At 53.0% G+C, this 22,208-nt stretch carries 27 protein-coding genes; 8 read left to right on the plus strand and 19 right to left on the minus strand.

Features of this window, described 5'->3' with window-relative positions; all coding sequences use genetic code 11:
• Positions 1-92 precede the first annotated feature (92 nt).
• Positions 93-1,010 carry a drug/metabolite exporter YedA gene (gene yedA, locus AAH450_RS11415; protein ID WP_342910303.1) on the minus strand — a complete coding sequence of 306 codons (918 nt, stop codon included), beginning with the start codon at positions 1,008-1,010 and terminating at the stop codon, positions 93-95.
• Between the two features lie 172 nt (positions 1,011-1,182).
• On the opposite strand from yedA, the gene AAH450_RS11420 reads away from it, so the two are divergent.
• From AAH450_RS11420 to dgcQ, 5 genes are all read left to right on the plus strand, one after another.
• On the plus strand, positions 1,183-1,449 hold the full coding sequence (locus tag AAH450_RS11420) for a hypothetical protein (protein ID WP_342910304.1): 267 nt from the start codon (positions 1,183-1,185) through the stop codon (positions 1,447-1,449).
• Positions 1,450-1,469: 20 nt separating this feature from the next.
• The gene (locus AAH450_RS11425) at positions 1,470-2,375 is read left to right on the plus strand and encodes a DUF808 domain-containing protein (protein WP_342910305.1); all 906 of its coding nucleotides are present in this window, start codon (positions 1,470-1,472) and stop codon (positions 2,373-2,375) included.
• A gap of 42 nt (positions 2,376-2,417) precedes the next feature.
• Complete coding sequence (locus AAH450_RS11430) at positions 2,418-2,549, plus strand: hypothetical protein (RefSeq protein ID WP_342910306.1); 132 nt, start codon at positions 2,418-2,420, stop codon at positions 2,547-2,549.
• Positions 2,550-2,740: 191 nt separating this feature from the next.
• The gene (locus tag AAH450_RS11435) at positions 2,741-2,920 is read left to right on the plus strand and encodes a YodC family protein (RefSeq protein WP_342910307.1); all 180 of its coding nucleotides are present in this window, start codon (positions 2,741-2,743) and stop codon (positions 2,918-2,920) included.
• A gap of 134 nt (positions 2,921-3,054) precedes the next feature.
• Positions 3,055-4,704, plus strand: a complete 1,650-nt coding sequence (gene dgcQ, locus AAH450_RS11440; protein WP_342910308.1) for a cellulose biosynthesis regulator diguanylate cyclase DgcQ — start codon at positions 3,055-3,057, stop codon at positions 4,702-4,704.
• Here dgcQ and AAH450_RS11445 read toward each other — a convergent pair.
• From AAH450_RS11445 to yodD, 3 genes are all read right to left on the minus strand, one after another.
• On the minus strand, positions 4,701-5,921 hold the full coding sequence (locus AAH450_RS11445; RefSeq protein ID WP_318790683.1) for a glycosyltransferase family protein: 1,221 nt from the start codon (positions 5,919-5,921) through the stop codon (positions 4,701-4,703). The genes dgcQ and AAH450_RS11445 overlap by 4 nt on opposite strands.
• A 51-nt stretch (positions 5,922-5,972) precedes the next feature.
• On the minus strand, positions 5,973-6,785 hold the full coding sequence (locus AAH450_RS11450; RefSeq protein WP_342910309.1) for a mannosyl-3-phosphoglycerate phosphatase-related protein: 813 nt from the start codon (positions 6,783-6,785) through the stop codon (positions 5,973-5,975).
• Positions 6,786-7,148: 363 nt separating this feature from the next.
• On the minus strand, positions 7,149-7,382 hold the full coding sequence (yodD, locus tag AAH450_RS11455) for a YodD family peroxide/acid resistance protein (RefSeq protein ID WP_342910310.1): 234 nt from the start codon (positions 7,380-7,382) through the stop codon (positions 7,149-7,151).
• Between the two features lie 325 nt (positions 7,383-7,707).
• On the opposite strand from yodD, the gene AAH450_RS11460 reads away from it, so the two are divergent.
• Both AAH450_RS11460 and dsrB read left to right on the plus strand, forming a co-directional pair.
• Positions 7,708-7,866, plus strand: a complete 159-nt coding sequence (locus AAH450_RS11460) for a YqaE/Pmp3 family membrane protein (RefSeq protein WP_038381456.1) — start codon at positions 7,708-7,710, stop codon at positions 7,864-7,866.
• A 64-nt stretch (positions 7,867-7,930) separates the two neighbouring features.
• Entirely contained in the window at positions 7,931-8,125 is a 195-nt protein-coding gene (gene dsrB / locus AAH450_RS11465) for a protein DsrB (RefSeq protein WP_342910311.1), read from the plus strand.
• Positions 8,126-8,211: 86 nt separating this feature from the next.
• Here the strand turns inward: dsrB and AAH450_RS11470 are convergent, their stop codons facing one another.
• Positions 8,212-9,900 (minus strand): methyl-accepting chemotaxis protein, encoded by a 1,689-nt coding sequence (locus tag AAH450_RS11470; RefSeq protein WP_342910312.1) that lies wholly within the window; start codon positions 9,898-9,900, stop codon positions 8,212-8,214.
• 158 nt (positions 9,901-10,058) lie between these two features.
• Positions 10,059-10,694: a transcriptional regulator RcsA gene (gene rcsA, locus AAH450_RS11475; protein ID WP_342910313.1), complete on the minus strand. Its 636-nt coding sequence runs from the start codon at positions 10,692-10,694 to the stop codon at positions 10,059-10,061.
• Between the two features lie 86 nt (positions 10,695-10,780).
• On the opposite strand from rcsA, the gene AAH450_RS11480 reads away from it, so the two are divergent.
• The gene (locus AAH450_RS11480) at positions 10,781-11,107 is read left to right on the plus strand and encodes a hypothetical protein (RefSeq protein ID WP_342910314.1); all 327 of its coding nucleotides are present in this window, start codon (positions 10,781-10,783) and stop codon (positions 11,105-11,107) included.
• A 236-nt stretch (positions 11,108-11,343) separates the two neighbouring features.
• Here the strand turns inward: AAH450_RS11480 and fliR are convergent, their stop codons facing one another.
• From fliR to fliF, 13 genes are all read right to left on the minus strand, one after another.
• The gene (gene fliR / locus AAH450_RS11485; protein ID WP_342910315.1) at positions 11,344-12,129 is read right to left on the minus strand and encodes a flagellar biosynthetic protein FliR; all 786 of its coding nucleotides are present in this window, start codon (positions 12,127-12,129) and stop codon (positions 11,344-11,346) included.
• Complete coding sequence (gene fliQ, locus AAH450_RS11490) at positions 12,129-12,398, minus strand: flagellar biosynthesis protein FliQ (RefSeq protein WP_342910316.1); 270 nt, start codon at positions 12,396-12,398, stop codon at positions 12,129-12,131. Before fliQ ends, fliR begins: the two co-directional genes overlap by 1 nt.
• 65 nt (positions 12,399-12,463) lie before the next feature.
• The gene (gene fliP, locus AAH450_RS11495) at positions 12,464-13,198 is read right to left on the minus strand and encodes a flagellar type III secretion system pore protein FliP (protein WP_342910317.1); all 735 of its coding nucleotides are present in this window, start codon (positions 13,196-13,198) and stop codon (positions 12,464-12,466) included.
• Complete coding sequence (gene fliO, locus AAH450_RS11500) at positions 13,195-13,590, minus strand: flagellar biosynthetic protein FliO (protein ID WP_342910318.1); 396 nt, start codon at positions 13,588-13,590, stop codon at positions 13,195-13,197. The genes fliP and fliO overlap by 4 nt, the downstream gene beginning before the upstream one ends.
• Entirely contained in the window at positions 13,591-13,989 is a 399-nt protein-coding gene (gene fliN, locus AAH450_RS11505; RefSeq protein ID WP_342910319.1) for a flagellar motor switch protein FliN, read from the minus strand.
• Positions 13,982-14,989: a flagellar motor switch protein FliM gene (fliM, locus tag AAH450_RS11510; protein ID WP_342910320.1), complete on the minus strand. Its 1,008-nt coding sequence runs from the start codon at positions 14,987-14,989 to the stop codon at positions 13,982-13,984. The genes fliN and fliM overlap by 8 nt, the downstream gene beginning before the upstream one ends.
• Positions 14,990-14,996: 7 nt before the next feature.
• On the minus strand, positions 14,997-15,476 hold the full coding sequence (fliL, locus tag AAH450_RS11515) for a flagellar basal body-associated protein FliL (RefSeq protein WP_342910321.1): 480 nt from the start codon (positions 15,474-15,476) through the stop codon (positions 14,997-14,999).
• Positions 15,477-15,626: 150 nt separating this feature from the next.
• Positions 15,627-16,904: a flagellar hook-length control protein FliK gene (locus tag AAH450_RS11520; RefSeq protein ID WP_342910322.1), complete on the minus strand. Its 1,278-nt coding sequence runs from the start codon at positions 16,902-16,904 to the stop codon at positions 15,627-15,629.
• Positions 16,901-17,347 carry a flagellar export protein FliJ gene (gene fliJ, locus AAH450_RS11525; RefSeq protein WP_342910323.1) on the minus strand — a complete coding sequence of 149 codons (447 nt, stop codon included), beginning with the start codon at positions 17,345-17,347 and terminating at the stop codon, positions 16,901-16,903. The genes AAH450_RS11520 and fliJ overlap by 4 nt, the downstream gene beginning before the upstream one ends.
• 42 nt (positions 17,348-17,389) lie before the next feature.
• On the minus strand, positions 17,390-18,745 hold the full coding sequence (gene fliI / locus AAH450_RS11530; protein ID WP_342910324.1) for a flagellar protein export ATPase FliI: 1,356 nt from the start codon (positions 18,743-18,745) through the stop codon (positions 17,390-17,392).
• The gene (gene fliH, locus AAH450_RS11535) at positions 18,745-19,434 is read right to left on the minus strand and encodes a flagellar assembly protein FliH (protein WP_342910325.1); all 690 of its coding nucleotides are present in this window, start codon (positions 19,432-19,434) and stop codon (positions 18,745-18,747) included. Before fliH ends, fliI begins: the two co-directional genes overlap by 1 nt.
• The gene (fliG, locus tag AAH450_RS11540) at positions 19,427-20,419 is read right to left on the minus strand and encodes a flagellar motor switch protein FliG (RefSeq protein ID WP_318790697.1); all 993 of its coding nucleotides are present in this window, start codon (positions 20,417-20,419) and stop codon (positions 19,427-19,429) included. The genes fliH and fliG overlap by 8 nt, the downstream gene beginning before the upstream one ends.
• On the minus strand, positions 20,416-22,137 hold the full coding sequence (gene fliF / locus AAH450_RS11545; RefSeq protein WP_342910326.1) for a flagellar basal-body MS-ring/collar protein FliF: 1,722 nt from the start codon (positions 22,135-22,137) through the stop codon (positions 20,416-20,418). The genes fliG and fliF overlap by 4 nt, the downstream gene beginning before the upstream one ends.
• Positions 22,138-22,208: the final 71 nt, after the last annotated feature.

A 22,208-nucleotide genomic window follows, 5' to 3' on the forward strand; every position in this document is an offset into this window, starting at 1 on the left:
TTAAGAGCCGCGCCTCTGACCTGGTACCTGTCAGCCTGGTTTAACAGGGTGATAAAGGTCAGGCACCCTGTCATTGCCGCTACCTGGCGCTGTTACTTATCCAGCGTGCAGGGTTTTACCGAGGGCTTTGCCGGGAAAAGGTATTTACCTAACGTCACCAGTACCACCGCCAGAATAATCACCGCCAGTGCCAGCCACTCTCTGGAAGTCAGACTTTCCCCGCCAAAACTAATGCCCAGCAAGACGGCAACGATCGGATTAACGTAGGCGTAACTGGTGGCGATGGCTGGCGTTACGTTACGGATCAGATACATGTAGGCGTTAATGGCAATCACCGAGCCGAACAGGCTCAGATAAGCCAGCGCCAGTAAACCCTGTAAGCCAGGGCGGGAGGTGAGATGTTCGCCGCTCAGGGTGCTGGCAATCAACAGCACCACACCGGCTGTCAGCATCTCAATGGCCCCCGCCATCATGCCGTGCGGCAAAGTTATCCGTGAACCCCATACAGAGCCAAAAGCCCAGCTGAGAGATCCCACCAGGATCATCACCGCTCCCCAGGGGTTGCCGCCCAGATGGCCACCGCTGTTTAGCATGATAATCCCCACCAGCCCGACCGCGATCCCCAGCCACTCAATCCAGCGCGTCTGAATACCGAAGAGTGTGCTGAAGCACATAGCAAACAGCGGTACGGTAGCGACCATTACAGCCGCAATGCCGGAAGGAACGTTCTGATGTTCAGCCACGGTAACGGCACCGTTGCCAACGGCCAGCAGCATGATGCCGACCAGCGCTGCATTAAGCGCAGGTCGCCAGCCGGGAAGCCGTTCGCCGCGCAGTAACAGAAAGACCATCAACACGGTGCCAGCCAGCAGAAAACGCAGGCCAGCCAGCATCATTGGCGGCCAGCTTTCAACGCCAAGCTTGATAACGAAGTAGGTCGAACCCCAGATAAAATAGAGGGCAAACAGCGCTGACAACAAGGGCAGCAGGGCAGGGGCACGGCGTAACATGTTTTTTCTCACAGAATGTAAAAGTTGGGTTAAGTTAACGCTAAAAAAAAGTTTCAACCAGATGAAAGTACGCTTTTTTTTTCACAAGAGGACGATTGTGGTCACACAATTTGCTCTCCTCGTTCATAATTGGTTAGATCACACTCTTTAACATCTTTGCGCAGGGCAAATCATGGCCAGTATCAAACTCACCGTTAAACGGCTCTACAAAATCAGCGGCGAGCGCATGGTTAACACCCAGGCTACCGCACGTATTTATGTCGGAGAAAAGCTGATTGCTACTGAAGAGATAGCTGGCCTCACCGAAAGCCCGGTAAGTAAATACCTGCATCATCATGAAGCAGAAGGGCAGAAGGTACGCGTTGAGTGGGATTGCGACGGCATTGCCGATATGGTGGTGACCGACGTGCAGATTTGTCCCTGTTGCCAGCACGATTAACAACCATAAGGAACGGAATTTTGGCGGGAACGAGTTTACTGACACTGTTAGATGACATTGCCACACTGCTGGACGATATTTCCGTGATGGGCAAAATTGCGGCAAAAAAGACCGCAGGTGTATTGGGCGATGACCTGTCGTTAAATGCTCAGCAGGTAAGCGGGGTAAAAGCGAATCGGGAACTTCCGGTAGTCTGGGGGGTAGCGAAAGGCTCATTTCTGAATAAGCTGATTCTGGTCCCGCTGGCGCTGGTGATTAGCGCCTGGGCGCCCTGGGCGATTACCCCGTTGTTGATGGTGGGCGGTGCTTACCTTTGCTATGAGGGCTTCGAGAAAGTGCTGCACAGTCTGCATAAAGACAAAGCGGAGCAAAGTCCCGAAGCCAGAGAGAAGCGTATAAAAAACCTGGCACAGCAAAATGCCGCTGAATTTGAAAAGAAAAAGATCAAAGGGGCGATACGCACTGACTTTATTCTCTCTGCGGAAATTGTGGCCATCACGCTGGGGATCGTCTCTGATGCGCCCCTGATGAACCAGGTGCTGATCCTCGCCGGCATTGCCATCCTGGTCACCGTGGGCGTTTACGGCATCGTGGCCTGTATCGTTAAAATTGACGATCTCGGTATGTGGTTGCAGGAAAAATCTTCATCGGTGGCAAAAGGTATTGGTGGCGCGCTGCTGGCGCTGGCGCCCTGGATGATGAAAATCCTTACCGTGGTGGGCACCATTGCGATGTTCCTGGTGGGGGGCGGCATTATTGCCCATGGCGTACCGGCTATTCATCACTTTATCAGCCATTACAGTGCAGACTATTCCGGCCTGATGGCATCGCTGATCAACAATCTGGCTAACCTTGTTCTGGGGCTGATTGTGGGGGCAATTGTGCTGTTGGGGGTAAATTTAATTGCCAAAATGCGCGGTAAATAAGTATAAAGGCAGCTTGTTAACGCTATGCACTCTGGAGTGAAAATGAAAGACGACATTTTTGAATTTGATATTGATGCCGAACTGGAACAGGCTGAAGCCAACGCGGAAAAAAAGGCCAGTGAAGTGCCTGTCGACTCAGGCGACGAAGCGGATTGTGAAGGTTGCAAAATCTGACGCCAGAGCGCCAGTTTTCCCTGTTTAAGAGCGAGTGATCATCTTCACTCGCTTTTTTATTTCTTCTTCTATTAAACACTTATCATTATTTAACATAAATTTTACTACTTATTAACGGAATTGCCCGGCCTGGCCTGCTATACCTGAAGTTCCCTGTGTAGGGTCTGTTAACCCAAATGGTGAGGTGTGTCATGATCATGGTCAGTGATGAAGTACAGCTTAAAAACGGTGGTCCGGCGATGGTGGTGACAGGTTTTGCAAGTGGCATGGTTGAATGTCGCTGGTATGACGGCTACAGCGTCCGGCGCGAAGCGTTCAGAGAAGAAGAGCTTGCCCCTCTGCTCACCGGCCAGAGACAACTTGCTGGTTAATAACTGAGAGCGGGACAGCGGTTTATTTTGTCCTGCTCTTGAATTGCTTTCACATCTCTTGATCCTGTCGATGGCAGGAACCTCCTCCCCCCTCTACACTTTCTGCATGGATTATTACCCTCCGGAGAGCTTGTTTGATTCTGTTGCGCGCCTTGTCCGTTGCCCCCAAAAGGGTAGTCCATGGCTGTTTCCTGCTGGTCTTTCTTCTCTTAACTCTGCTGACGTGGCGGGAAGCGGTGATCCTGAAAGAAGATTATGAGATCACAAAGCGGGACCAGCTGCAAACAACCTCGAATACCCTTGAGCGCTTTGGTCAGCGCAGTACAGATGAGTTAATCTTTTACCGAAATCTGATGAGGCAGGCGCTGCAAAGCCCGGTAAAGAACAGTGAGATCGCTCAGCTACTGGCTCAGTTTGAGCAGCAGCGTGATCACGAGGTCTGGCAACTTGCCCCTGGCAATCCGCAGGCCATTCCTGTGAAAGGGGTGGCCGACAGATGGGTGAAACAGCATGATTTGCTGAACCGCGACGACGCGTCGCGACTTCAGGATGAACTGACCGCGACGCTTGGCATCAGCAGGCTGCTGCAAATAGAAGACTCCCGCAGAAATTTTCATTCACGCATGTGGTACATCTCGCGCGGAGGTTTTTTTCTGAATTCCTCCCCTACGGGGGTCAATACCCTTGAAAGCTACGCCCGCATGGTTTCGCGCCCCTATTTCACCCGCATGACGCCGCAGGCTAATCCTGAGCGCAAAATGCTCTGGACCGGATTCTATGATGGCCTCAATAATCAGGGAGAAGCGATCACCACCAGCATTCCTCTCGATTATGAGGGTTACTGGTATGGCGTTCTGGCCATGGATTTCTCGCTGGCGCGGCTTAAAGCTTACCTCCAGCAGGCTCTGCCGCCAGGAATAAACGGCAATGTGATGATCTTTAACAGGAATATGGAGCTGGTGGTGGAGAGCAACCCGCTGCCGCTCCCCGGCCACTCTTTTACGCCGGAGGAGCGCAAGAAAATGCTTTCGGCGGTGGCTGACCGGAAACAGGGCACGCTGCGCTTTGGCTCACGTTTTGTTATCTGGACCCGCAGCCAGCAGTTTCACTGGATCCTGGTCAATATTCAGACCCTGAAGGAGGGCGTCGCCGAGGAAACTGGCCGGGCGTCAATGGTGTTGATCGTGATGTGGCTGCTGTTTGGGGGCGTGCTGATTTTATCCCACCAGCTGATTATCCGCCTGTTTGACCGCATGCTGGCTTTACAGGATACCTTAAGCTGGCGGGCCAACTATGACAGCCTGACCCGGTTGCTGAACCGCGGGGCTTTTTTTGAAAAGGCTGAACAGCTCGCCCATCACTGCCAGCATGCGCAGCTTCCCTTTTCGGTGATCCAGATGGATCTGGACCGCTTCAAATCCGTCAATGACACCTGGGGGCATCAGGCTGGCGATCTGGTGTTAAGTCATGCAGCGGCAACTATCCAGTCGGCTATTCGCACGAAAGATGTGGCTGGAAGGATAGGGGGCGAGGAGTTCTGCCTGGCGCTGCCAGAAACGGGGCGGAAAGAGGCGATGGAAATTGCTGAACGGGTCAGGCAAAAGCTGGCCAGTAAAGAGGTACTGATTGACACTGCGCGCACGCTGACCATCACCGTGTCAATGGGAGTGGCTTCCAGCGAGGAGCAGCAGGTATATGAATTTGAAAGCCTGCAATCGGTGGCCGACAGCAGGCTTTATCAGGCAAAAACAACCGGACGTAATCGGGTTAGCGGAGAAGACTAAACGTTTCCTTTGTTATCTTCTTCTACCGCTTCATGAATACGGTGCAGAATGTCAGGGAAAGCTGACTGGACACGACTCCAGCTGGGAATAAATGGCTTTTCGTTCGGGCGTTCAATAAACGAGGCGCCCGCCTCCAGAATAGCCTGGGTAAACATCTCTACCGCCGCTTCCTCCGCATGCTGATCAAATTTCAGACCGTTAAGCGCGGCCTCATGGCTGTAAAATTCCATCATGTCCAGCGCGTTGCGGTAATAGGTTGCTTTCAACACGCGGAAAGAGTCGCTGGTCAGGTTTACCCCCATTGTCGCCATCTTACGCAGCAGCGACTGAACAATATCATTGCTCATCCTGCGAAGTCCGCCGGTACCATCCTCTTCCGAAAGGGGCTGATGCTTGTGGTCATAGTTGTGGGCGATTTCGACCTGGCAGCTCTGTCGCGTGGTGTAATTACGGTAGATCTCTGAAAGAACACCAATCTCCAGGCCCCAGTCTCCCGGTATTTTTATCCCATTCAGGACGTGAGTGCGCATAGCGAACTCTCCGGATAAGGGATAGCGGAAGCTGGTGAGGTAATCGAGATATTCCGAATGACCGTACACTTTCTGCAACGAGCGAAGCAATGGCCCAACCAGCAACCGGCCAACCCGGCCGTTCAGCTTGTTATCTGCCACGCGCGCATAGAACCCTTTGCAAAATTCATACTGGAACGAGGGATTGGCCAGCGGGTAGAGCAGCCGGGCCAGCATGCCACGTTCGTAGGTCACGATGTCGCAGTCATGCAATGCTACGCAGGAGGATTTATCAGACGCAAGGGTATAGCCGGTACAGAACCAGACATTACGACCTTTGCCCGGCTGCGTAGGGGAGAGACCCTCTTTATCCAGTTCGGCATCCAGCGCTTTTAACCGCGGGCCATCGTTCCACAAAATCCGGTGGCGCTGCGGCAGGCGTGAAAAGAACTCACGGGCATAGAGGAACTGGTCGCGATCGGCCTTGTCCAGACCAATCACAATTTCCTCAAGATAGGGCACTTTTGCCAATTCATCGACAATATTACTCAGAGCGGGTCCTTCCAGTTCGGAAAAAAGTGATGGCAGAATTAATGCCATCTTGCGCTTCGCGGAAAATCTTACCAGATCCTTTTCCAGCTCCTCTACCGGTCGATCGGTGAGGTTATGAAAAGTTGTAATCACGCCGTTCTGGAAAAAATCACTCATTACCTTCCCCTTTATTTGCTGCCCTTCAGGCATGCAACAACCGAATACAACCTAACCCTGGTTGATGAAATGGGATAAACCTTCACTCCATCCTTCAGGGCCAAAATGGGTACTATGAAACACCCTCTCTTCAGCGTCCCGTCCCTCGCGTTGCAGCGTGACGGGCGTTTTACTGTAGCCTTTAATAATGACGGCATAATCGACTTTATCCAGCATAGGGCCGTCGTTAGGCCCGTCTCCAAGGCCAATGGTCAGCCATTTGTGCCCCACAGGATGGGTATAGTGGCGGAGAAGAAGATCCAGTGCGGCGCCTTTTCCGGCGCCCTGATTCATTACGCTCCAGAACCGTCCACCCTGAACCAACGTCAGCTCTTCTGCTGCCAGTGCTTCACTGAATTCCTCAAAGCGGGTAGCGGAGTCCCGCCAGATAAGGCTTTCAGAACCCTCCCGCATTTTGGCTAAGGCGGCGTTATGTGGCGTCAGCCCGGTCCACTCAGCCACCTCTTTCTCGGTAACATCGGCAAAACCGGTAAATTTGAAGCCCAGACTGTCGCGCAGTTTTTGCAACGTCTGACAAATCTCCGTATAGCCCTTGTTTGCGGCACGATCGCCCGATCCATTAAACCCTTCCCAGTGCAGGACAGCGCCGTTCTCAGCAATATAGGGTGAGCTGGTAATGCCTAGCAGGCGCTGCAACGGCAGGATCTCAGCCGCTGTTTTGCTGGAGCAGATCACTACCGGAATGCTCTCTTCGGTCAGGCGCTCAAGCCAGGGCTGAGCCGGCTCCCAGCTGTAAGTATGATGATCGAGCAGGGAACCGTCTAAATCCGTCACTATCATCAGGGGATCTTGTAGCGTAGGCATGACTCTTCCTCCTCGGACTGCCTGAAAAGATCAGCATAATCATAGAGTATAACGAAGCCCCGCAACTCTGACGGGCTGACCTCATTTAAACTGTCCGGAACCGGCCCGGAACCACCAGGAATATTCTTAAAATGACAAGAAAGAGGGGAGCGATGGGAGAAAACACGAAGGCTTTCTCACATCAGGTTTAACGCGGCTTCAGCGATATTTGCATGTACAATTTTTCAGGGTCTGTACAACTTCAGGTACAAGTTAGGATTTTTCCTGGCGATAACTTAGGGTACTATTAGCAGGTCAGAGAATTTCCTGTGTAACGAATTTCATTAATCAAATTTGATTCCCGGCTAACCGCCGGGATTTTTTTTAGCGATTAACTTCTGAAACCGTAAAATCCCGGATATCGAGTTCAAAAGCATCGGCCAGTTCGGTATAGGAGTGGTATTCACGTCCATCCACCCGAACCTTATGCTGCTGTTTTTCATCCGTAAGGGGTTTTACCTCGCCCGCCGATCGATCGTGAATCGCTTCCAGTAAGGCTTCAATATCGATACTGACCTCACGCTGAACGATGTCGCTGTACTCTTTTGCAGTAGCCATAACCTATTCCCCAGTTCACTAAATGAACTAAGTATAGATGGCGTAAAAAAGTTGGCAGGCAGGAAAAGGACGAAAAAAAGCCCGCGCTGCGCGGGCAAAAATCCTTGTTACTTTAGGTTGCCTGCGCCTTTGGGGAGGGTGCAGTGGGAAGAGTCTAAGCGGGAGGGATGTCAGAAGTCTCGCAGTGAAACGTTAAGAAAGCGAAAAACCAGCTTTGGGCGGGAATTACGAGGATTTACACAGCGCACCAGGAGTGCTCCGCGCGCCAGTGCTATAATTATCAACTGATTACACACTAATCATTTTTCCACGCTATGGAGGCGACATGGACTTATTACGCATCATTATTGCTATTATTTTACCCCCGGTAGGCGTATTTATGCAGGTAGGATTTGGCGGGGCGTTCTGGCTGAATATTCTGCTGACCCTGTGTGGCTATATTCCGGGTATCGTACATGCTGTCTGGGTAATTGCCCGCCGCTAGGTACTCTCCCGTCTGCGGGATTTTAAGGTAAACTTAGCCCACTATTCAGCCTGGGAGAAGCGTCATGAAAGTCAATGAACGGGTCACGGTCAAAACCGATGGAGGGCCTCGTCGTCCCGGCACGGTACTGGCGGTGGAAGACTTTAGCGAAGGGACTATGTATCTGGTCGCTTTAGAAGATTACCCGATGGGGATCTGGTTCTTTAATGAACAGGGACATGATGACGGCATATTTGTCGAGCCTCATCCAGCCTCCTGAATGGATCTCTTATTACCTTATCCGTAAGCAGATGCAGCGCGAGTAGCAGAAAAGATAAAGGGGCGAAAATCGCCCCTTTTTATCGATCAGAAGGTTTCCCAGTTTTCACTGGTGTTAGCAAGGGCAGGGCGTAATGCAGGCGCTTTAGCCTGAACAGGCGCTGTCGCCACATGGCGTGGCGTGCTGTCACTTAAATGGAAAGCTGCAACCGCCTGGGTCAGGCGAGAAGCCTGCTCTTCCAGAGAGGAGGCGGCCGCAGAGGCTTCCTCAACCAGCGAGGCGTTCTGCTGAGTCACATTATCCATCTCTGTTACCGCCAGGCTTACCTGCTGAATACCACGGCTCTGCTCGTCTGACGCGGCGGCAATTTCAGCCATAATATCCGTGACGCGCCGCACAGCATCCACAATCCCCGTCATAGTATCGCCGGCATGGCTAACCTGAGACGACCCCTGACCTATCAGATTGACTGATTCAGCGATCAAACTTTCAATCTCTTTCGCCGCACCGGCACTGCGCTGCGCCAGATTACGCACTTCGCTGGCGACTACCGCAAAGCCACGACCCTGCTCTCCCGCACGGGCCGCTTCTACCGCCGCGTTCAGTGCCAGGATGTTGGTCTGGAAGGCGATACTGTTAATCACCGTAGTGATCTCTGCAATCTTCTTCGAGCTGGTGGAAATATTGTTCATGGTGCTGATTACGCCACTTACAATATCGCCACCCTGACGCGCCTTACCGGAAGCATCAGACGCCAGCTGGCTGGCATGATGGGCGTTTTCGGCGTTCTGTTTCACGGTAGCGGTCAGCTGTTCCATGCTGGCAGCGGTCTCCTCCAGCGCGGCAGCCTGCTGCTCGGTACGGGAAGAGAGGTCTGTGTTACCCGCGGAGATTTCGCTGGAACCCTGGTAGATTGCCACGGCACCTTCGCGAACGGTTCCCACCGTTTTAACCAGCGACTGCTGCATAATTTGCAGATTGCTGCTGAGCGTGCCGATTTCACTCCGGCCCCAGCTTTGCAGCGGCGCGGTCAGATCGCCACGAGAAATATGTTCAATACGCTCTACTGCCTGACGCAGAGGGGTGATAACTACCCGGCGCAGGAAGATAAAGGTGGCGAGCGTCAGCAGCAGTGCAGCGGCGAAAGCGCAGGCCATCATAATAAAGCCGAGCCGGGTTTGCGCTTCCGCCTCTTTATTAATGGCATCAGCGCGCTGAGTGCGTATCGCAATAGCTTTCAGCAGAACGGCATTATAAGCATCATCAAACTTGCGGGTATAATCTGTCTCCTGAGCAATCACCCCTTCAAAGCTGCCATCTTTGGCGCTCTTCAACATGGGGAGCAATCCCTGAGTGACATAAGCGTCAAAACGGGTTTTGAGTTCCGCATCCAGGGCGACATCCGCCGGCGTTTTTACCCGACGATTAAGATAGTCGTTAAAGCTGGTTGTAGCCTGCTTAATACGTTTTTCAGTCTGCTTCAGGTGATCGTTAAATGCATCCATCTCACCAATACGTGCAGAGGCTCCGGCGTGAATAACATTCAGGCGGGCAGTACGTAAATGGTTTGAGCTGTTGGAAATAGCCATACGGACCTGAATTTCTTCTGTCACGTCCTGTAGCGACTGGTTACTTTGAATTAAAAAGTAGCTGGCCATGCCAATACACAGGGCGAACAGCAGCAAAATACCACCGAGGATAACGGAAAAGAGGGGCACCAGGCGTAAATGCTGCCAAAAGCTGATCCGATCGGCATTGAGGTTTGATGATTTCATGTCCTTTTGCTCTCTGTAGGGTAAACGAAGCGGGGAGCTTCGGTCTGTCTACAGAACATCGGCAGCAAAAAGGAAAGGCTTAATGAGAAAGTGAGATCTGCTTAACGCTTTTAACTAAAAAAGCCGGCAAGGCCGGCTTTTTTAGTGCGGAAGAGAGCTTATCTCACGTTAACGTAAATGCCACTGGTGACATTATCCGTCAAACGAACCACATGATAAATAACTTGTTTGTTGTGTGTTTTAATCTTACGTTTAATGTTCCCTTTATGAGAGGAAACGGTCTTGGCCTTAATTTGCATTTTATCCGATATCTGAATCGTATCGTGGCCAGACATCCACATCTTCAACATATTTGACTCTGTTTGGCTCAACGTCAATGGGTGAACATCGAAGCCTGCGGAATACCGCGGAGAAACATTGAGTTTCTTTTGAAAATAGGAAACAAGCAAGTTATCAAGTGTGGCCGGTTTAATCGATTTTGATGTAATAATCAGGTTCTTACGAACGTAGAGATATTCCTCAAAATGGATGTTAGAGATGGCCATAAATATGAAAAAGAGCGTGTCAGGGTTCTGCATAATAATGGTTCTTATGCGCTGACTTGCATCTGCTTCATGAATAAAACAGTCTTCGTTAATAAAAACCACGCCTGGCTGATACTGCTGGCATTTTGCTTGTAATTGATCAATATCGTTGACGGAAGTAATGTTTTTCTTTTTAACACCCTTCACAGTCATATAATCTGTAAGCCCAAGCCGTGTATAGCTGCATGAATCCATAATAATCGTTGGCATTGTAGCGACCCTCACCAAATTGTTATCCGTTTAAATCAACGATGAATTACGCGTTTGTGTAGTACGAGAGTAAAGTAGTCTTATAATTGTCTTATTATTATCAGGCATTTAATCTGCAAGGGCGGAAAAAGCCCGGCCAGATTTATCCATGCCCGAAACTTTATTTGAGTTTAGTCGATATAATGACCCGTGAAGAAACGCTTAAAATGGGCATTCAGCGTTACTTACTGGCAAATTGTCTTAGCATAGCTTACAGCGTATTTTTTGTGAGCTACGCCACTATCGCGCAAAACACAGAAAAGTCTGATAGGACGATTCCTAAAAAACATTCGTCACGCGAATGTGTGCCCCTCAGCGGCGTGTTGACAATGCCGGAAAATGTGTTGGAGCACAAGATAAACCAGAAAAAATAAAAATTCCATTAAAAACAGTCGTTTGTTTGTTTTGTGAACATTAACGTTCTCGCAACATTTCGGCTATTTCAGGAATCAAAATACGCTAAGTGGGATTTAATAAGAATAATTTTCATTGTCTCATCGCATTTATCAGAATTTCCTTAATGAAATTCTGATAAATTTGGTTCGAAAAATGCACTGACATATTTCGTATGCTTAACAATGGTTATCTTACACTCAACCAATAGTTAAGTTTATCTTGCGGGCATTTCACTGAGCACGGTGGAGAGCAAATCAAACACTTCGCTATACAAATGCTCACAGAAAGGGGCAAACAGAGGCATCATCAGGCTAATAAAGATGATCCCTATCGATAAGGTGACCGGGAAGCCGATGGCAAAAACGGAGAGCTGAGGTGAAACACGGTTTAACAAACCCAGGGCCAAATTAAGGATGAGCAGCAAAGTTATCAAGGGTAACGCTAATCGCAGACCGTTAAGGAAAATCAGACTGGCGGCTTTGGTGAGAGCCAGGAAAGCGTTACCGTTTATCGGATCGCCACCGATGGGTAAAGTATGAAAACTGTCCGCCACCATGGAAATTAACCACAGGTGACCGTTAAAGGAGAGAAACAGTAACATAGCCAGCATATCTAAAAATCTGGCCAGTACCGGCATGTTCAGTCGACTGGCGGGATCAAAGAAGGTGGCAAAAGAGAGTCCCATCTGCAAACCAATCACTTCCCCCGCTGTTCTGACCGCAGCGAAAGCGAATTGCATCGTAAAACCTATAGCGATGCCTATCAGAATCTGCTGAATCAGCAACCAGAAACCACCAACTGAGAACAAGGTCACATTTGTCGGGGGCAAAGAGGGCACCAGCGCATAGGTGATCATCACCCCCAGGCCGATTTTGACTTTTTTACTGATGGCCTTTTCACTTAATAAAGGCGCAGTCATGATCAGCGCCAGCACGCGCGCCAGCGGCCAGAAAAGTTGGCTGATCCAGAACACCAGTTGACTGCTGTCGACGTTAATCATTAACCGATCATATAAGGCAGGTTAGCGAACAGGGTACGCATATAGTCGAGTACCAGATTCAGCATCCACGGACCGGCGATGACCAATGTGGAGACCACGGCGAGGATTTTAGGAATAAAGGAGAGCGTTTGTTCGTTGATCTGCGTAGCTGCCTGCAACAGGCTGATAACCAGCCCGCTAGCCAGCGCCGCGAGCAACAGCGGGGCAGCAACTGCCAGGGCGACCTGCATAGCGTCGTGCCCGATAACCATAACCGATTCAGGTGTCATAGTGACTCCGGAGAAAAAGAGAAGAGAGGTGATTTTTTTGGGGCGAATGGGTTTCGCCCTCAGATCTAGGTATAAAAACTTTGCGCCAGAGAACTTACCAGCAGCTGCCAGCCATCAACCAGCACAAACAGCATCAGCTTAAAGGGCAGTGAGATAGTCGCTGGCGGCACCATCATCATCCCCAGCGCCATTAATACGCTTGCGACCACCAGGTCAATAATCAAAAACGGAATAAACACGGTAAAGCCAATCTGAAATGCCGTTTTCAGTTCGCTGGTGACGTAGGCCGGTAACAAAATACGCATCGGCACCGCTTCTGGTCCCTGCAAAGGCGGGGAGTTGGAGAGACGGGCGAACAGTGCCAGGTCAGCTTCGCGCGTCTGGCGCAGCATAAACTCACGCAGCGGCTGGGCGCCTTTATCAATCGCCTCCTGCATGCTGATCTTATCCTCACTGAACGGCAGATAAGCATCCTGATAAATTTTGTCGAACACCGGCCCCATAATAAAGAAGGTCAGAAACAGCGCCAGGCCTAACAGTACCTGGTTTGGCGGCGCGGAAGGGGTGCCCAGCGCATTTCGCAATAATCCAAACACGATAATGATGCGGGTGAAGCTGGTCATCATCAGCAGGATGGCTGGCAGGAACGTCAGCGAGGTCAGAAAGACTAAAGTCTGTACCGGCAGTGACCAGCTCTGGCCGCCATTGGCGGTCGGATGGCTCATCAGGCCTGGAAGCTGAGCATGGACATCGGGCGCAATCAGCAGAAACAGCGCCAGCAAGGGAAGAAAGCGTTTCATTTTGGCTTACCGGGGCGTTTAAGTAACGTTTGCAGCACCTGACGGAAATCTGCCGCCGCAGCCGGAGGTTCCGGATTTTCCTGCTGCGGTTTAGGCGGCAGGGTATGCAAGTGGGTGATCTGCTGTCCGGTCACGCCCAGCACCAGGCGGGCATCTTCCACATCAACAATCACCACGCGTTCGCGCTGTCCAACCTGGCAACTGGCGCTGACGGTCAGGTCGCTGCCACGCACGCCCCGTTTTGGCGTAAAGCCAAGACGTTTTGCCAGCCAGGCACAGGCCAGGATAAGCAGAATGATAACGGCTAATACACTGCTGACCTGGGTCAGCATCGATCCTGTAGAAACCGCCGGCTGACCCACCGGCTGTGACTGTACCTGGGCTGTCTTCATTTAGCGGCTCAGACGACGCATACGTTCGGTAGGGGTGATGATATCGGTGATACGCACGCCATATTTATCGGCCACTACCACAACTTCACCCTGGGCAATCAGATAGCCGTTGATCAGAATATCCAGCGGCTCCCCGGCCAGCCCTTCCAGCGCCACCACGGAACCCTGCGTCAGCCGCAGCAGCTCTTTGATGGTCATCTTGGTACGGCCCAGCTCTACGGTCAGCTTAACGGGGATATCCATAATCAGGTCGATATCCTGCAACGACCCGGCAATATCATTGCTTTCCAGCGCCTTAAACACCCCTTCGGATGAGGCAGTGGTCTGTTCGTTCATCGCGTCAGCCCACAGGTCGTCCGCGGAGATGTCGTCTTCGGACGGCTTCTTGGTGTCACTCATCGCGCTGTTCCTCGTTCATCGAATTCAAAATCGGGTTAATCAGATGTTCCACACGCAGCGCATACTGCCCGTTCAGGGTGCCGTACTGGCTGGTTAAGACCGGCACGCCATCAACATGAGCGATAATACGGTCCGGTTTTTCAATCGGTAATACGTCACCCGGCTTCAGGGCCAGCAGACGTGAAATACGCATCGACACTTCGCCGAAGTTAGCAATCAGCTCCAGTTCGGAGTGTTGAACCTGCTTCACCAGCGTGTCGCGCCAGTTCTGGTCTTCCTGACGGGAGTTCTCCAGCGGCGGGTTCACCAGCGTTTCGCGCAGCGGCTCAATCATGCTGAACGGAATGCAGATATTGAACTCACCCACCAGGTTGCCAATCTCTACCTGGAACGGCGTGGTGATCACGATATCGTTAGGAGAAGTCGTGATGTTGGTAAATTTGACCTGCATTTCAGAGCGAACATACTCTACGTCCAGCGGATAAATCGGCTTCCACGCTTCGCTGTACCCTTCCAGGGCCAGTTTCAGCATGCGGCGGATCACTCGCTGTTCGGTCGCGGTAAACTCACGCCCTTCAACCTTGGTCGGAAAACGACCATCACCGCCAAACAGGTTATCAACGGCGATAAATACCAGACTCGGCGAGAACACCACCAGCGCGGTGCCGCGCAGCGGTTTCAGATGAATCAGGTTCAGGTTTGTCGGCACCGGCAAGTTACGCGCAAACTCATGGTAGGGCTGAATTTTAATCGCCCCAACCGTGATGTCCGGGCTGCGACGCAGCAGGTTAAACAGCGCCATGCGGTAAGAGCGGGCAAAACGTTCGTTAATGATCTCCAGCGCCTGCAAACGTTCGCGAACCATGCGACGCTGGGTATTGGGATCATAAGGACGAATATCATTTTCGCCTTTAACGCTGGATGTTTCTTCAGCCGCGCTGTCGCTGTCGCCATTGAGCAGCGCGTCAATTTCTGCTTGTGAGAGGATGCTGTCGCCCATATCTGCTCTACCTCAGGATAAAGGCAGTGAACAGAACATCGCTCACGACCTGCTGAGGTTGACCTTGTACCAGCGGCGGAGCCAGTACGGTTTTAATTTGTTTGACCAGTTCCTGCTTGCCCTGCTCATTATTCAGAGAAGAAGCATCCTGACGGGAGAGCAGCAGCAATAAGCGGCTACGCACTTCCGGCAGGTAATCGGTCATCCGGCGACGGGTATCTTCATCTGGCAGACGCAGCGTAAAGCCAACGTAGAGCACACGATCGGGATCGTTATCCGGATTAATCAGGTTTACGGTAAAGGTATCCAGCGCGAAAAAGACTGGCGCGACAGGCTCCGCAGGCTTTTCAGCATGGGCAGTGTCAGCGGGAGACTTCATCATGCGCCAGACTGTATAGCCCGCCACGCTGCAAGCAACCAGTGTTACCAGCAGTAACAAGGGTATCAGGAGCTTACGTTTGCCGCTTTTGGCTTTCTTATCAGTCATATGAGCTATAACTTCCTGTGATTATTTTCGAGGTGCGGTACCACTTAATCCGCTATCCCACGGTGATATGGGCAGATTATCCCGCGTCTTGCGCTAAACAATAGGTAGAAAAGACGCGAGTTTTGCCACTAGCTTATGCGTTTGTCACCGTCAGGCGAAAATATCAACAGCACTGGAACCGGCTGCACGCGCCTGCAACGCGGCAGGAACGGCAATTGGGGTTACATCACTGTCATTTTCCGATGCAAGACTAAATGTGTTGCCACTGTGGTTATTACGTTGCTGTTCCTGCTGACCACTGAAACTCTGACCCTGCTGGAAAGCATCGCTACTGACGTTACTCTGACCAAGGCTGATGCCGTTTTCCGCCAGTGCAGTACGCAGCTGCGGCAGCGCGGCTTCTAATGCCGCACGAACCTGACTGTGGTTAGACACCATACTCAGCTGCGCCTGGTCATTGTCCAGCTTCAGACTGATCTGAATGCTGCCCAGATCCTGAGGATGCAAATGCAGTTCCGCCGTTTGCTGACCGTTTTTGCTGAACATCAGGATTTGTTGACCTAACGCCTGCTGCCACTCCTGGCTGCCCAGCTGAGAGCTGAGCTGCGCGCTTGCCGGTGCCGTCACCATGGAAGTGGTGGTTGGCGTGACAAGGGAAGAAGCCGCGCTGATAACATTGTTGGTTATCGTCGCTGCTGGGACAGAACTTGAATTTTCTTTATCCGCACTCTTACCGCTCTGGTTAAGTGCCTGCTGGAACGCGGCGGTTAAGGTCGGCGCAGCGGTAGCTTTTGGCGACTCTTTACCCACTGCGGCAGTCAGGCTCTCTGCTTTGCCGCTGGTTTTATCGCTGTCACCCTCTGCACTATTAGCCGAAGAGAGCAGAGAAGAGAGCGTGGATTGCCTGGCACCCTTGATTGCAGGCTCATCCGTCAGTGACCCGGCATTTTTTGCTATGGCCGCAGGCTGCTGGGCAGCAGCAGGTGGCAGCATGGCAAACAGAGCCTGAAGCGTCTGCATATCGCTACTATTTAACACCGGGGCAGCAGTCTGGTTATCTTCGCTGGTACTCTCTTCCGTCTTCAGTGCTTTATCGCTTTTACCCGGCTGAAGCAGGGCGCTGAGCGTTTCCGGCTTGTCTAAAGCTGCCATCAGCGCACTCAGTTTTGCTTTTGGCGACTGAGCCGCATCGGCGTCGTCGGCAGCGGCAGCCGCTGTAGAAGCCTGACCCGTTTCGCTTTGTTGAGCCAGCGACAGCAGTTTGTTTCCCAGCAGCGTAAGAAAGCCCTGGTTACCGCCTTCGCCTTTGGCCGGGGTTTCGCCCGCAGCCGTGGTGGTCTCCATACCCACATCAGCCGAAGCGGATGGAGCTGTGGCGTTGGTAGAGTTAACCCTGGTCGCGCTCGTCGCAATTGGCAAAGTGATCATTCGCCTTTCCTCAATGATGCCCGTTGGGCAAATTCATCCATCCGTTTCTGATCGAGACGGTTTTCTACTAATAATTCGTTCGCCACGGCGCGAGCCTGAAGCGTTTCGTAAGCGTGCAGCCGCTGCTGTTTCTCCCGCCACAGTCGCAGCGCGGTATCCAGACGGCCATTCCAGTGGTTGAGCTGTTGACGATGCTGATCGATGGCTCTTTCCAGCGTTTCAATAAACTGGTGATAGTTATGCCAGCGGGTGCTGGCTATGCCGCTGGCCATGGTGTCATTCAGCGTTTTACGGTAGTCATCCTGATAGTTCAGCAGCATGACTAACTGTTCGTCAGCCTGCTTCTGGGCGCGTCGGACGTCGCCTAACTGAATGGCAGCCTTATCGAGATCTTTCTGCGCCAGACCACACAAGGTTTCTATAGGTGATGCTTGTTTTGCCATACTGCCTCCGCCAGGGTCGGACTTCTCCGTTCAGGAGAACCGTTAGCCAAAGATGGCCTGCAAATGCAGGCAGGCATCGTCAAAGGTGCTGCGTTCAAACATGCCCTGTTGCAGGAAGGCTTCCAGCTCCGGATAGAGTTTGATCGCTTTATCCAGCATTGGGTCGCTGCCTGCGGCGTATGCGCCCACGCTGACCAGATCGCGGTTGCGCTGATAGCTGGAGAGCAACTGCTTGAACTGACGGACGCGCGCGTAGTGCGTATCGTCAATCAGATGTGCCATTACGCGGCTGATTGAAGCTTCAACATCAATAGCCGGATAGTGCCCGGACTCTGCCAGACGGCGCGAAAGCACGATGTGACCATCAAGGATCGCACGCGCCGAGTCAGCGATAGGATCCTGCTGATCGTCGCCTTCGGTCAGAACGGTATAGAAGGCGGTAATCGATCCGCCGCCATCAATGCCGTTACCTGCACGTTCGACCAGCGCCGGGAGTTTGGCAAACACGGAAGGGGGATAGCCTTTAGTTGCCGGAGGCTCCCCGATGGCCAGCGCAATCTCACGCTGCGCCATCGCATAGCGGGTCAGGGAATCCATAATCAGCAGCACGTGCTGACCGCGATCGCGGAAGTCTTCAGCAATACGCGTGGCGTAAGCGGCACCCTGCATACGTAATAAAGGAGAGACATCTGCTGGCGCGGCGATAACTACCGCGCGCGCACGCCCTTCGGTGCCGAGAATGTTCTCGATAAAATCTTTGACTTCACGGCCACGCTCACCAATCAGCCCGACCACAATCACATCGGCTTTGGTGTAGCGCGCCATCATTCCCAGCAGCACGCTTTTACCCACGCCGGAACCGGCAAACAGGCCCATACGCTGTCCACGTCCTACGGTAAGCAGGGCGTTGATGGCACGTACGCCGGTATCCAGCACTTCAGTAATTGGCGTGCGCTGTAAGGGGTTGAACGGCGGGGTGATCAGCGGGGCGCGGTAGCCGGTCTCAGGTGAAGGCAGACCATCCAGTGGACGACCGCTGCCGTCCAGTACGCGGCCCAGCAGTTCCGGCCCCAGCATCAGCTGTTTGCCGCTGTGCTCGCCGGTGACGCGGGCATAAACGCGCGCGCCAGGCAGAATGCCTTCGACTTCTTCCAGCGGCATTAAAAAGAGTTTCTGACCGTTAAAGCCAACCACTTCGCTTTCCACTTCCGAGACGGTTTTGCCATCGGAACGTTCGATAACGCAGGTTGCACCCAGCGGCAATTGCAGACCTGTAGCTTCAAGCACCAGGCCGGTGGCGCGCGTTAAACGGCCATAACGCCGTACTTCCGGCAGCTGCGATAAACGCTGCTCTAAGGCGTCGAGTGAGCCTAACCAGCGTGAAAGACGAGTCGTCATCAAAGCTCTCCAGGTGCCGCAAGACGGCAGAGTTCATGCCAGCGCGTAGCGAGGCTGGCATCCAGGTCGCCATCTTCCGCGCTGACTTTGCAACCGCCGGGATGGATGGTGCTGTCAGCCATCAGACGCCAGCCGTGCAGGCTGAGCGTAGCGCCAAGCGTTTGCTCAACGCGCTGCAAATCGTCCGGATGTACGCGCAGCGTAGGTTTGCCGCTTAACATCGGTTCCTGCTGGATCATCCCCTGGATTTGACGCAGCAGGGCGGTACCATCCACGTGCGGTGCCTGGCCAATCACCTGACGGGCCGCTTCCAGCGCCAGCTGCATCAGACGGGCGGCAATCACGCTGTCCAGGGCTTCCAGCGTATGGTTGAATTCAGAAACCAGCTGCTGCATGCGCGCCTGCAAGGGCGCCTGCTGCTGCTGCGCTTCCGCCAGACCCTGCTGAAAACCGGCGTCGTAACCCGCTTTCTGACCTTCGGCAAAACCTTTCTGCTGCCCTTCGGCATAGCCCAGACCCTGGGCTTCATTGCGAACCTGATGCTGCATCTGCTCAAGTTCGAACTGCTGCTGGTTAAACGGATCTTCCGGCTGCTCAGGCGGCACCAATTCTTCGGCCAGCGGTTTATTCAGCTGACCAAGGTCGTTGGGCTGCCAGCGCTGCCAGGGCAGAGAAGATTTATCAGACATACTGCTCCTCGCCGCCGCCAATCACCATCTCGCCGGACTCTGCCAGGCGACGAACGATAAGCAGGATCGCTTTCTGCTCGCTCTCCACCGCAGACATGCGCATTGGGCCACGGTTTGCCAGGTCGTCGCGCAGAATATCGGCTGCACGGGAGGACATGTTCTTGAGGAACTTCTCGCGAAGCGGCTGCTCGGACCCTTTCAGGGCGATCAGCAGGGACTCGGACTCCACTTCCTGCAACAGGCGCTGGATGCTGCGGTCGTCCACTTCCACCAGGTTTTCGAACAGGAACATCTCGTCGATGATTTTCTGGGCCAGCTCGCCGTCGAACTCGCGAACCGCTTCGATAACCGCTTCTTCCTGCTGTGTTTTCATCAGGTTGATGATTTCCGCTGCGGTTCTCACGCCGCCCATCTTCGCACGCTTGAGGTTCTGACCGTCGAGCAGGCCATTCAGCACTTCCGTCAGTTCTGCCAGCGCGGCTGGCTGCACGCCGCCAAAAGTGGCGATACGCAGCATAACGTCGTGACGCAGGCGCTCGTCGAACTGAGCAACAATGTCGGCAGCCTGCGCACGTTTGAGGTGTACAAGGATGGTGGCGATAATCTGCGGGTGTTCGTCGCGGATCAAATCGGCAGCCGCCATCGGCTCCATAAAGTTGAGGGTATCCATCCCGCTGGTGGTTTCCCGTGTTTCGAGAATATCTTCCAGCAGGGTAGAGGCGCGCTCTTCGCCCAACGCTTTTACCAGCACAGAGCGCAGGTAATCGTTAGAGTTCAGGCTCAGGGCAGCATACTGCTCGGCATCCACCTCAAATTCTCGCAGCACTTCAGTTAGCTGCTTATGCGAAACCTGATGCATGTTGGAAATGGCCGAACTCAGGTGCTGAACCTCGCGGGTGTCGAGGTGTTTAAACACCTCGGCAGCGCGGTCTTCGCCAATCGTCATCATCAGGATGGCGCTTTTTTCTGTACCGGTGAGACTCATAGCTCGTCCTTCATCCACTGGCGAATAACCAGAGCCACCACACGCGGGTCATTTTCTGACATCTCGCGAATACGCTGACTCATAACCTCTGCACCCATGCGGTGCTGCGACTTACGTTCCTGATCCAGTTCATCTTTCGACAGGCTCACGGAGACCGCATCACCTTCTGACTCGGCAAGCGTCTGCTTAGCGACAGCTGCGGCTTCAACGGCAGCCTTCTCCTGCTCTGCTTTACGCACAAGCTGTGGACGAACCAGCTTGCGGTAGAGGATGAAGGCCACAATCAGCACCAGCAACCAGCGTCCCAGTTCAAACATCTGGTCGATGAAGGAGGGCTGCTGCCAGAACGGCAGGTCGCCACTGTTATCCGCTACTTCGGTAAACGGCGAGTTAACAACGTTCAGGCTGTCACCACGTTTGTCCGAGTAGCCCATCGCTTCACGGGTCAGGTTTTCAATCTGTTTCAGTTGAGCATCCGTCAGGGCAATCGGTTTGCCGGCTGCGTCTGCTTTGTAGTTCACTACCACCGCCACAGAGAGACGCTGTACTTCACCCACATTCATTTTGGTATGCAGGATGGTGCGATCCACTTCGTAGTTTGTGGTGTTGTCATTCCGCGTGCTGGAAGGACCTGACTTGCTGGCGGTACTGGTGGTCGAACCCTGATTCGCCGCCGCATTGCTCGCTGCATTACCGTTCTGGCCATTCTGATTAGCTGGCGGAGTGGTAATGGGGGCGGTGTTAGCCGGAGCAGGCTGATTAGAGAGCGCACCCGGTACGCCGCCCTGATTCTGGCCGCCAAGCTGTTCGCTGTCGCTGGTCTGGCGCGAGCGAACGGCCTGGTTTGCCGGATTGGTGTTCGGCTGATATTTCTCGTCAGTTTGTTCACGAGCATTAAAGTCGATCTGCGCGGTAACCTGCGCATGCACATTGCCGTTGCCGACAATCGGGTTCAGGATCGCTTCGATACGCTGCTGGAAACGGTTTTCGACATCGGTGGCGTATTTGAGCTGAGCATCATTCAGATCGCGGCCAGCGTTATCGGACTGGGTAAGCAGGTGACCAGCCTGGTCAACGACGGTCACGTTACCCGGTGGCAGGCCAGCGACGCTGCTGGAGACCATATGCACGATAGCGCTAATCTGTCCCTGGTCCATCGCACGGCCAGGTTGCAGATTTAAGGTGACGGAAGCCGTTGGCGATTTCTGCTCACGCACAAACAGGGAAGGTTTTGGCATCGCCAGATGCACGCGAACGTTTTTAACCGGCCCCAGCGTTTCGATGGTGCGGGCCAGTTCGCCCTCCAGCGCACGCTGATAGTTAACCTGCTCGCTGAACTGACTGATACCAAACTTCTCCTGGTCCAGCAGTTCAAAGCCCACGGCGCCGCCTTTAGGCAACCCCTGCTGGGCAAGACGCAGACGCAGCTCATGGACATTCGCTGCCGGTACCATTAATGCGCCTCCCTTATCATCAAACTGATAAGGGATATTCATTTGGGTAAGTTGAGTAATGATGGCACCGCCATCTTCATCGCTCAGGTTGTTATAGAGTACGCGGTATTCTGGCTGCTTAGCCCAGAGCACCATAGCTATAACGATGGCGATAGCCGCCGCCGCCGCAATAATAATGGGGATGCGAGGATTAGCGCGTAAGCGAGCGAAGAGGTCGTTCAGACCTTTCTTCTCTGGTTGATCCTGCGTGACAGTTGCATTCATGACTCTTTCCTGCCTGACAGTTGACCGGACTGTTTCGTGTAGTGTCGTAACAAAACTGACTCCCTGATGCG

Source organism: Erwinia magellanica, from assembly GCF_039023495.1.
Taxonomy (GTDB): Bacteria; Pseudomonadota; Gammaproteobacteria; order Enterobacterales; family Enterobacteriaceae; genus Erwinia.

Coding starts and splice junctions, on each gene's coding strand:
- fliO (WP_342910318.1), bottom strand. CDS start 13,590: ATGAAGACAGCCCAGGTACAGTCACAGCCGGTGGGTCAGCCGGCGGTT.
- AAH450_RS11460 (WP_038381456.1), top strand. CDS start 7,708: ATGGACTTATTACGCATCATTATTGCTATTATTTTACCCCCGGTAGGC.
- AAH450_RS11435 (WP_342910307.1), top strand. CDS start 2,741: ATGATCATGGTCAGTGATGAAGTACAGCTTAAAAACGGTGGTCCGGCG.
- fliR (WP_342910315.1), bottom strand. CDS start 12,129: ATGATTAACGTCGACAGCAGTCAACTGGTGTTCTGGATCAGCCAACTT.
- AAH450_RS11520 (WP_342910322.1), bottom strand. CDS start 16,904: ATGATCACTTTGCCAATTGCGACGAGCGCGACCAGGGTTAACTCTACC.
- AAH450_RS11445 (WP_318790683.1), bottom strand. CDS start 5,921: ATGAGTGATTTTTTCCAGAACGGCGTGATTACAACTTTTCATAACCTC.
- fliP (WP_342910317.1), bottom strand. CDS start 13,198: ATGAAACGCTTTCTTCCCTTGCTGGCGCTGTTTCTGCTGATTGCGCCC.
- fliN (WP_342910319.1), bottom strand. CDS start 13,989: ATGAGTGACACCAAGAAGCCGTCCGAAGACGACATCTCCGCGGACGAC.
- fliF (WP_342910326.1), bottom strand. CDS start 22,137: ATGAATGCAACTGTCACGCAGGATCAACCAGAGAAGAAAGGTCTGAAC.
- fliQ (WP_342910316.1), bottom strand. CDS start 12,398: ATGACACCTGAATCGGTTATGGTTATCGGGCACGACGCTATGCAGGTC.
- yedA (WP_342910303.1), bottom strand. CDS start 1,010: ATGTTACGCCGTGCCCCTGCCCTGCTGCCCTTGTTGTCAGCGCTGTTT.
- AAH450_RS11470 (WP_342910312.1), bottom strand. CDS start 9,900: ATGAAATCATCAAACCTCAATGCCGATCGGATCAGCTTTTGGCAGCAT.
- rcsA (WP_342910313.1), bottom strand. CDS start 10,694: ATGCCAACGATTATTATGGATTCATGCAGCTATACACGGCTTGGGCTT.
- AAH450_RS11420 (WP_342910304.1), top strand. CDS start 1,183: ATGGCCAGTATCAAACTCACCGTTAAACGGCTCTACAAAATCAGCGGC.
- AAH450_RS11430 (WP_342910306.1), top strand. CDS start 2,418: ATGAAAGACGACATTTTTGAATTTGATATTGATGCCGAACTGGAACAG.
- fliH (WP_342910325.1), bottom strand. CDS start 19,434: ATGTCTGATAAATCTTCTCTGCCCTGGCAGCGCTGGCAGCCCAACGAC.
- fliI (WP_342910324.1), bottom strand. CDS start 18,745: ATGACGACTCGTCTTTCACGCTGGTTAGGCTCACTCGACGCCTTAGAG.
- AAH450_RS11450 (WP_342910309.1), bottom strand. CDS start 6,785: ATGCCTACGCTACAAGATCCCCTGATGATAGTGACGGATTTAGACGGT.
- yodD (WP_342910310.1), bottom strand. CDS start 7,382: ATGGCTACTGCAAAAGAGTACAGCGACATCGTTCAGCGTGAGGTCAGT.
- dsrB (WP_342910311.1), top strand. CDS start 7,931: ATGAAAGTCAATGAACGGGTCACGGTCAAAACCGATGGAGGGCCTCGT.
- fliL (WP_342910321.1), bottom strand. CDS start 15,476: ATGACTGATAAGAAAGCCAAAAGCGGCAAACGTAAGCTCCTGATACCC.
- fliJ (WP_342910323.1), bottom strand. CDS start 17,347: ATGGCAAAACAAGCATCACCTATAGAAACCTTGTGTGGTCTGGCGCAG.
- fliG (WP_318790697.1), bottom strand. CDS start 20,419: ATGAGTCTCACCGGTACAGAAAAAAGCGCCATCCTGATGATGACGATT.
- fliM (WP_342910320.1), bottom strand. CDS start 14,989: ATGGGCGACAGCATCCTCTCACAAGCAGAAATTGACGCGCTGCTCAAT.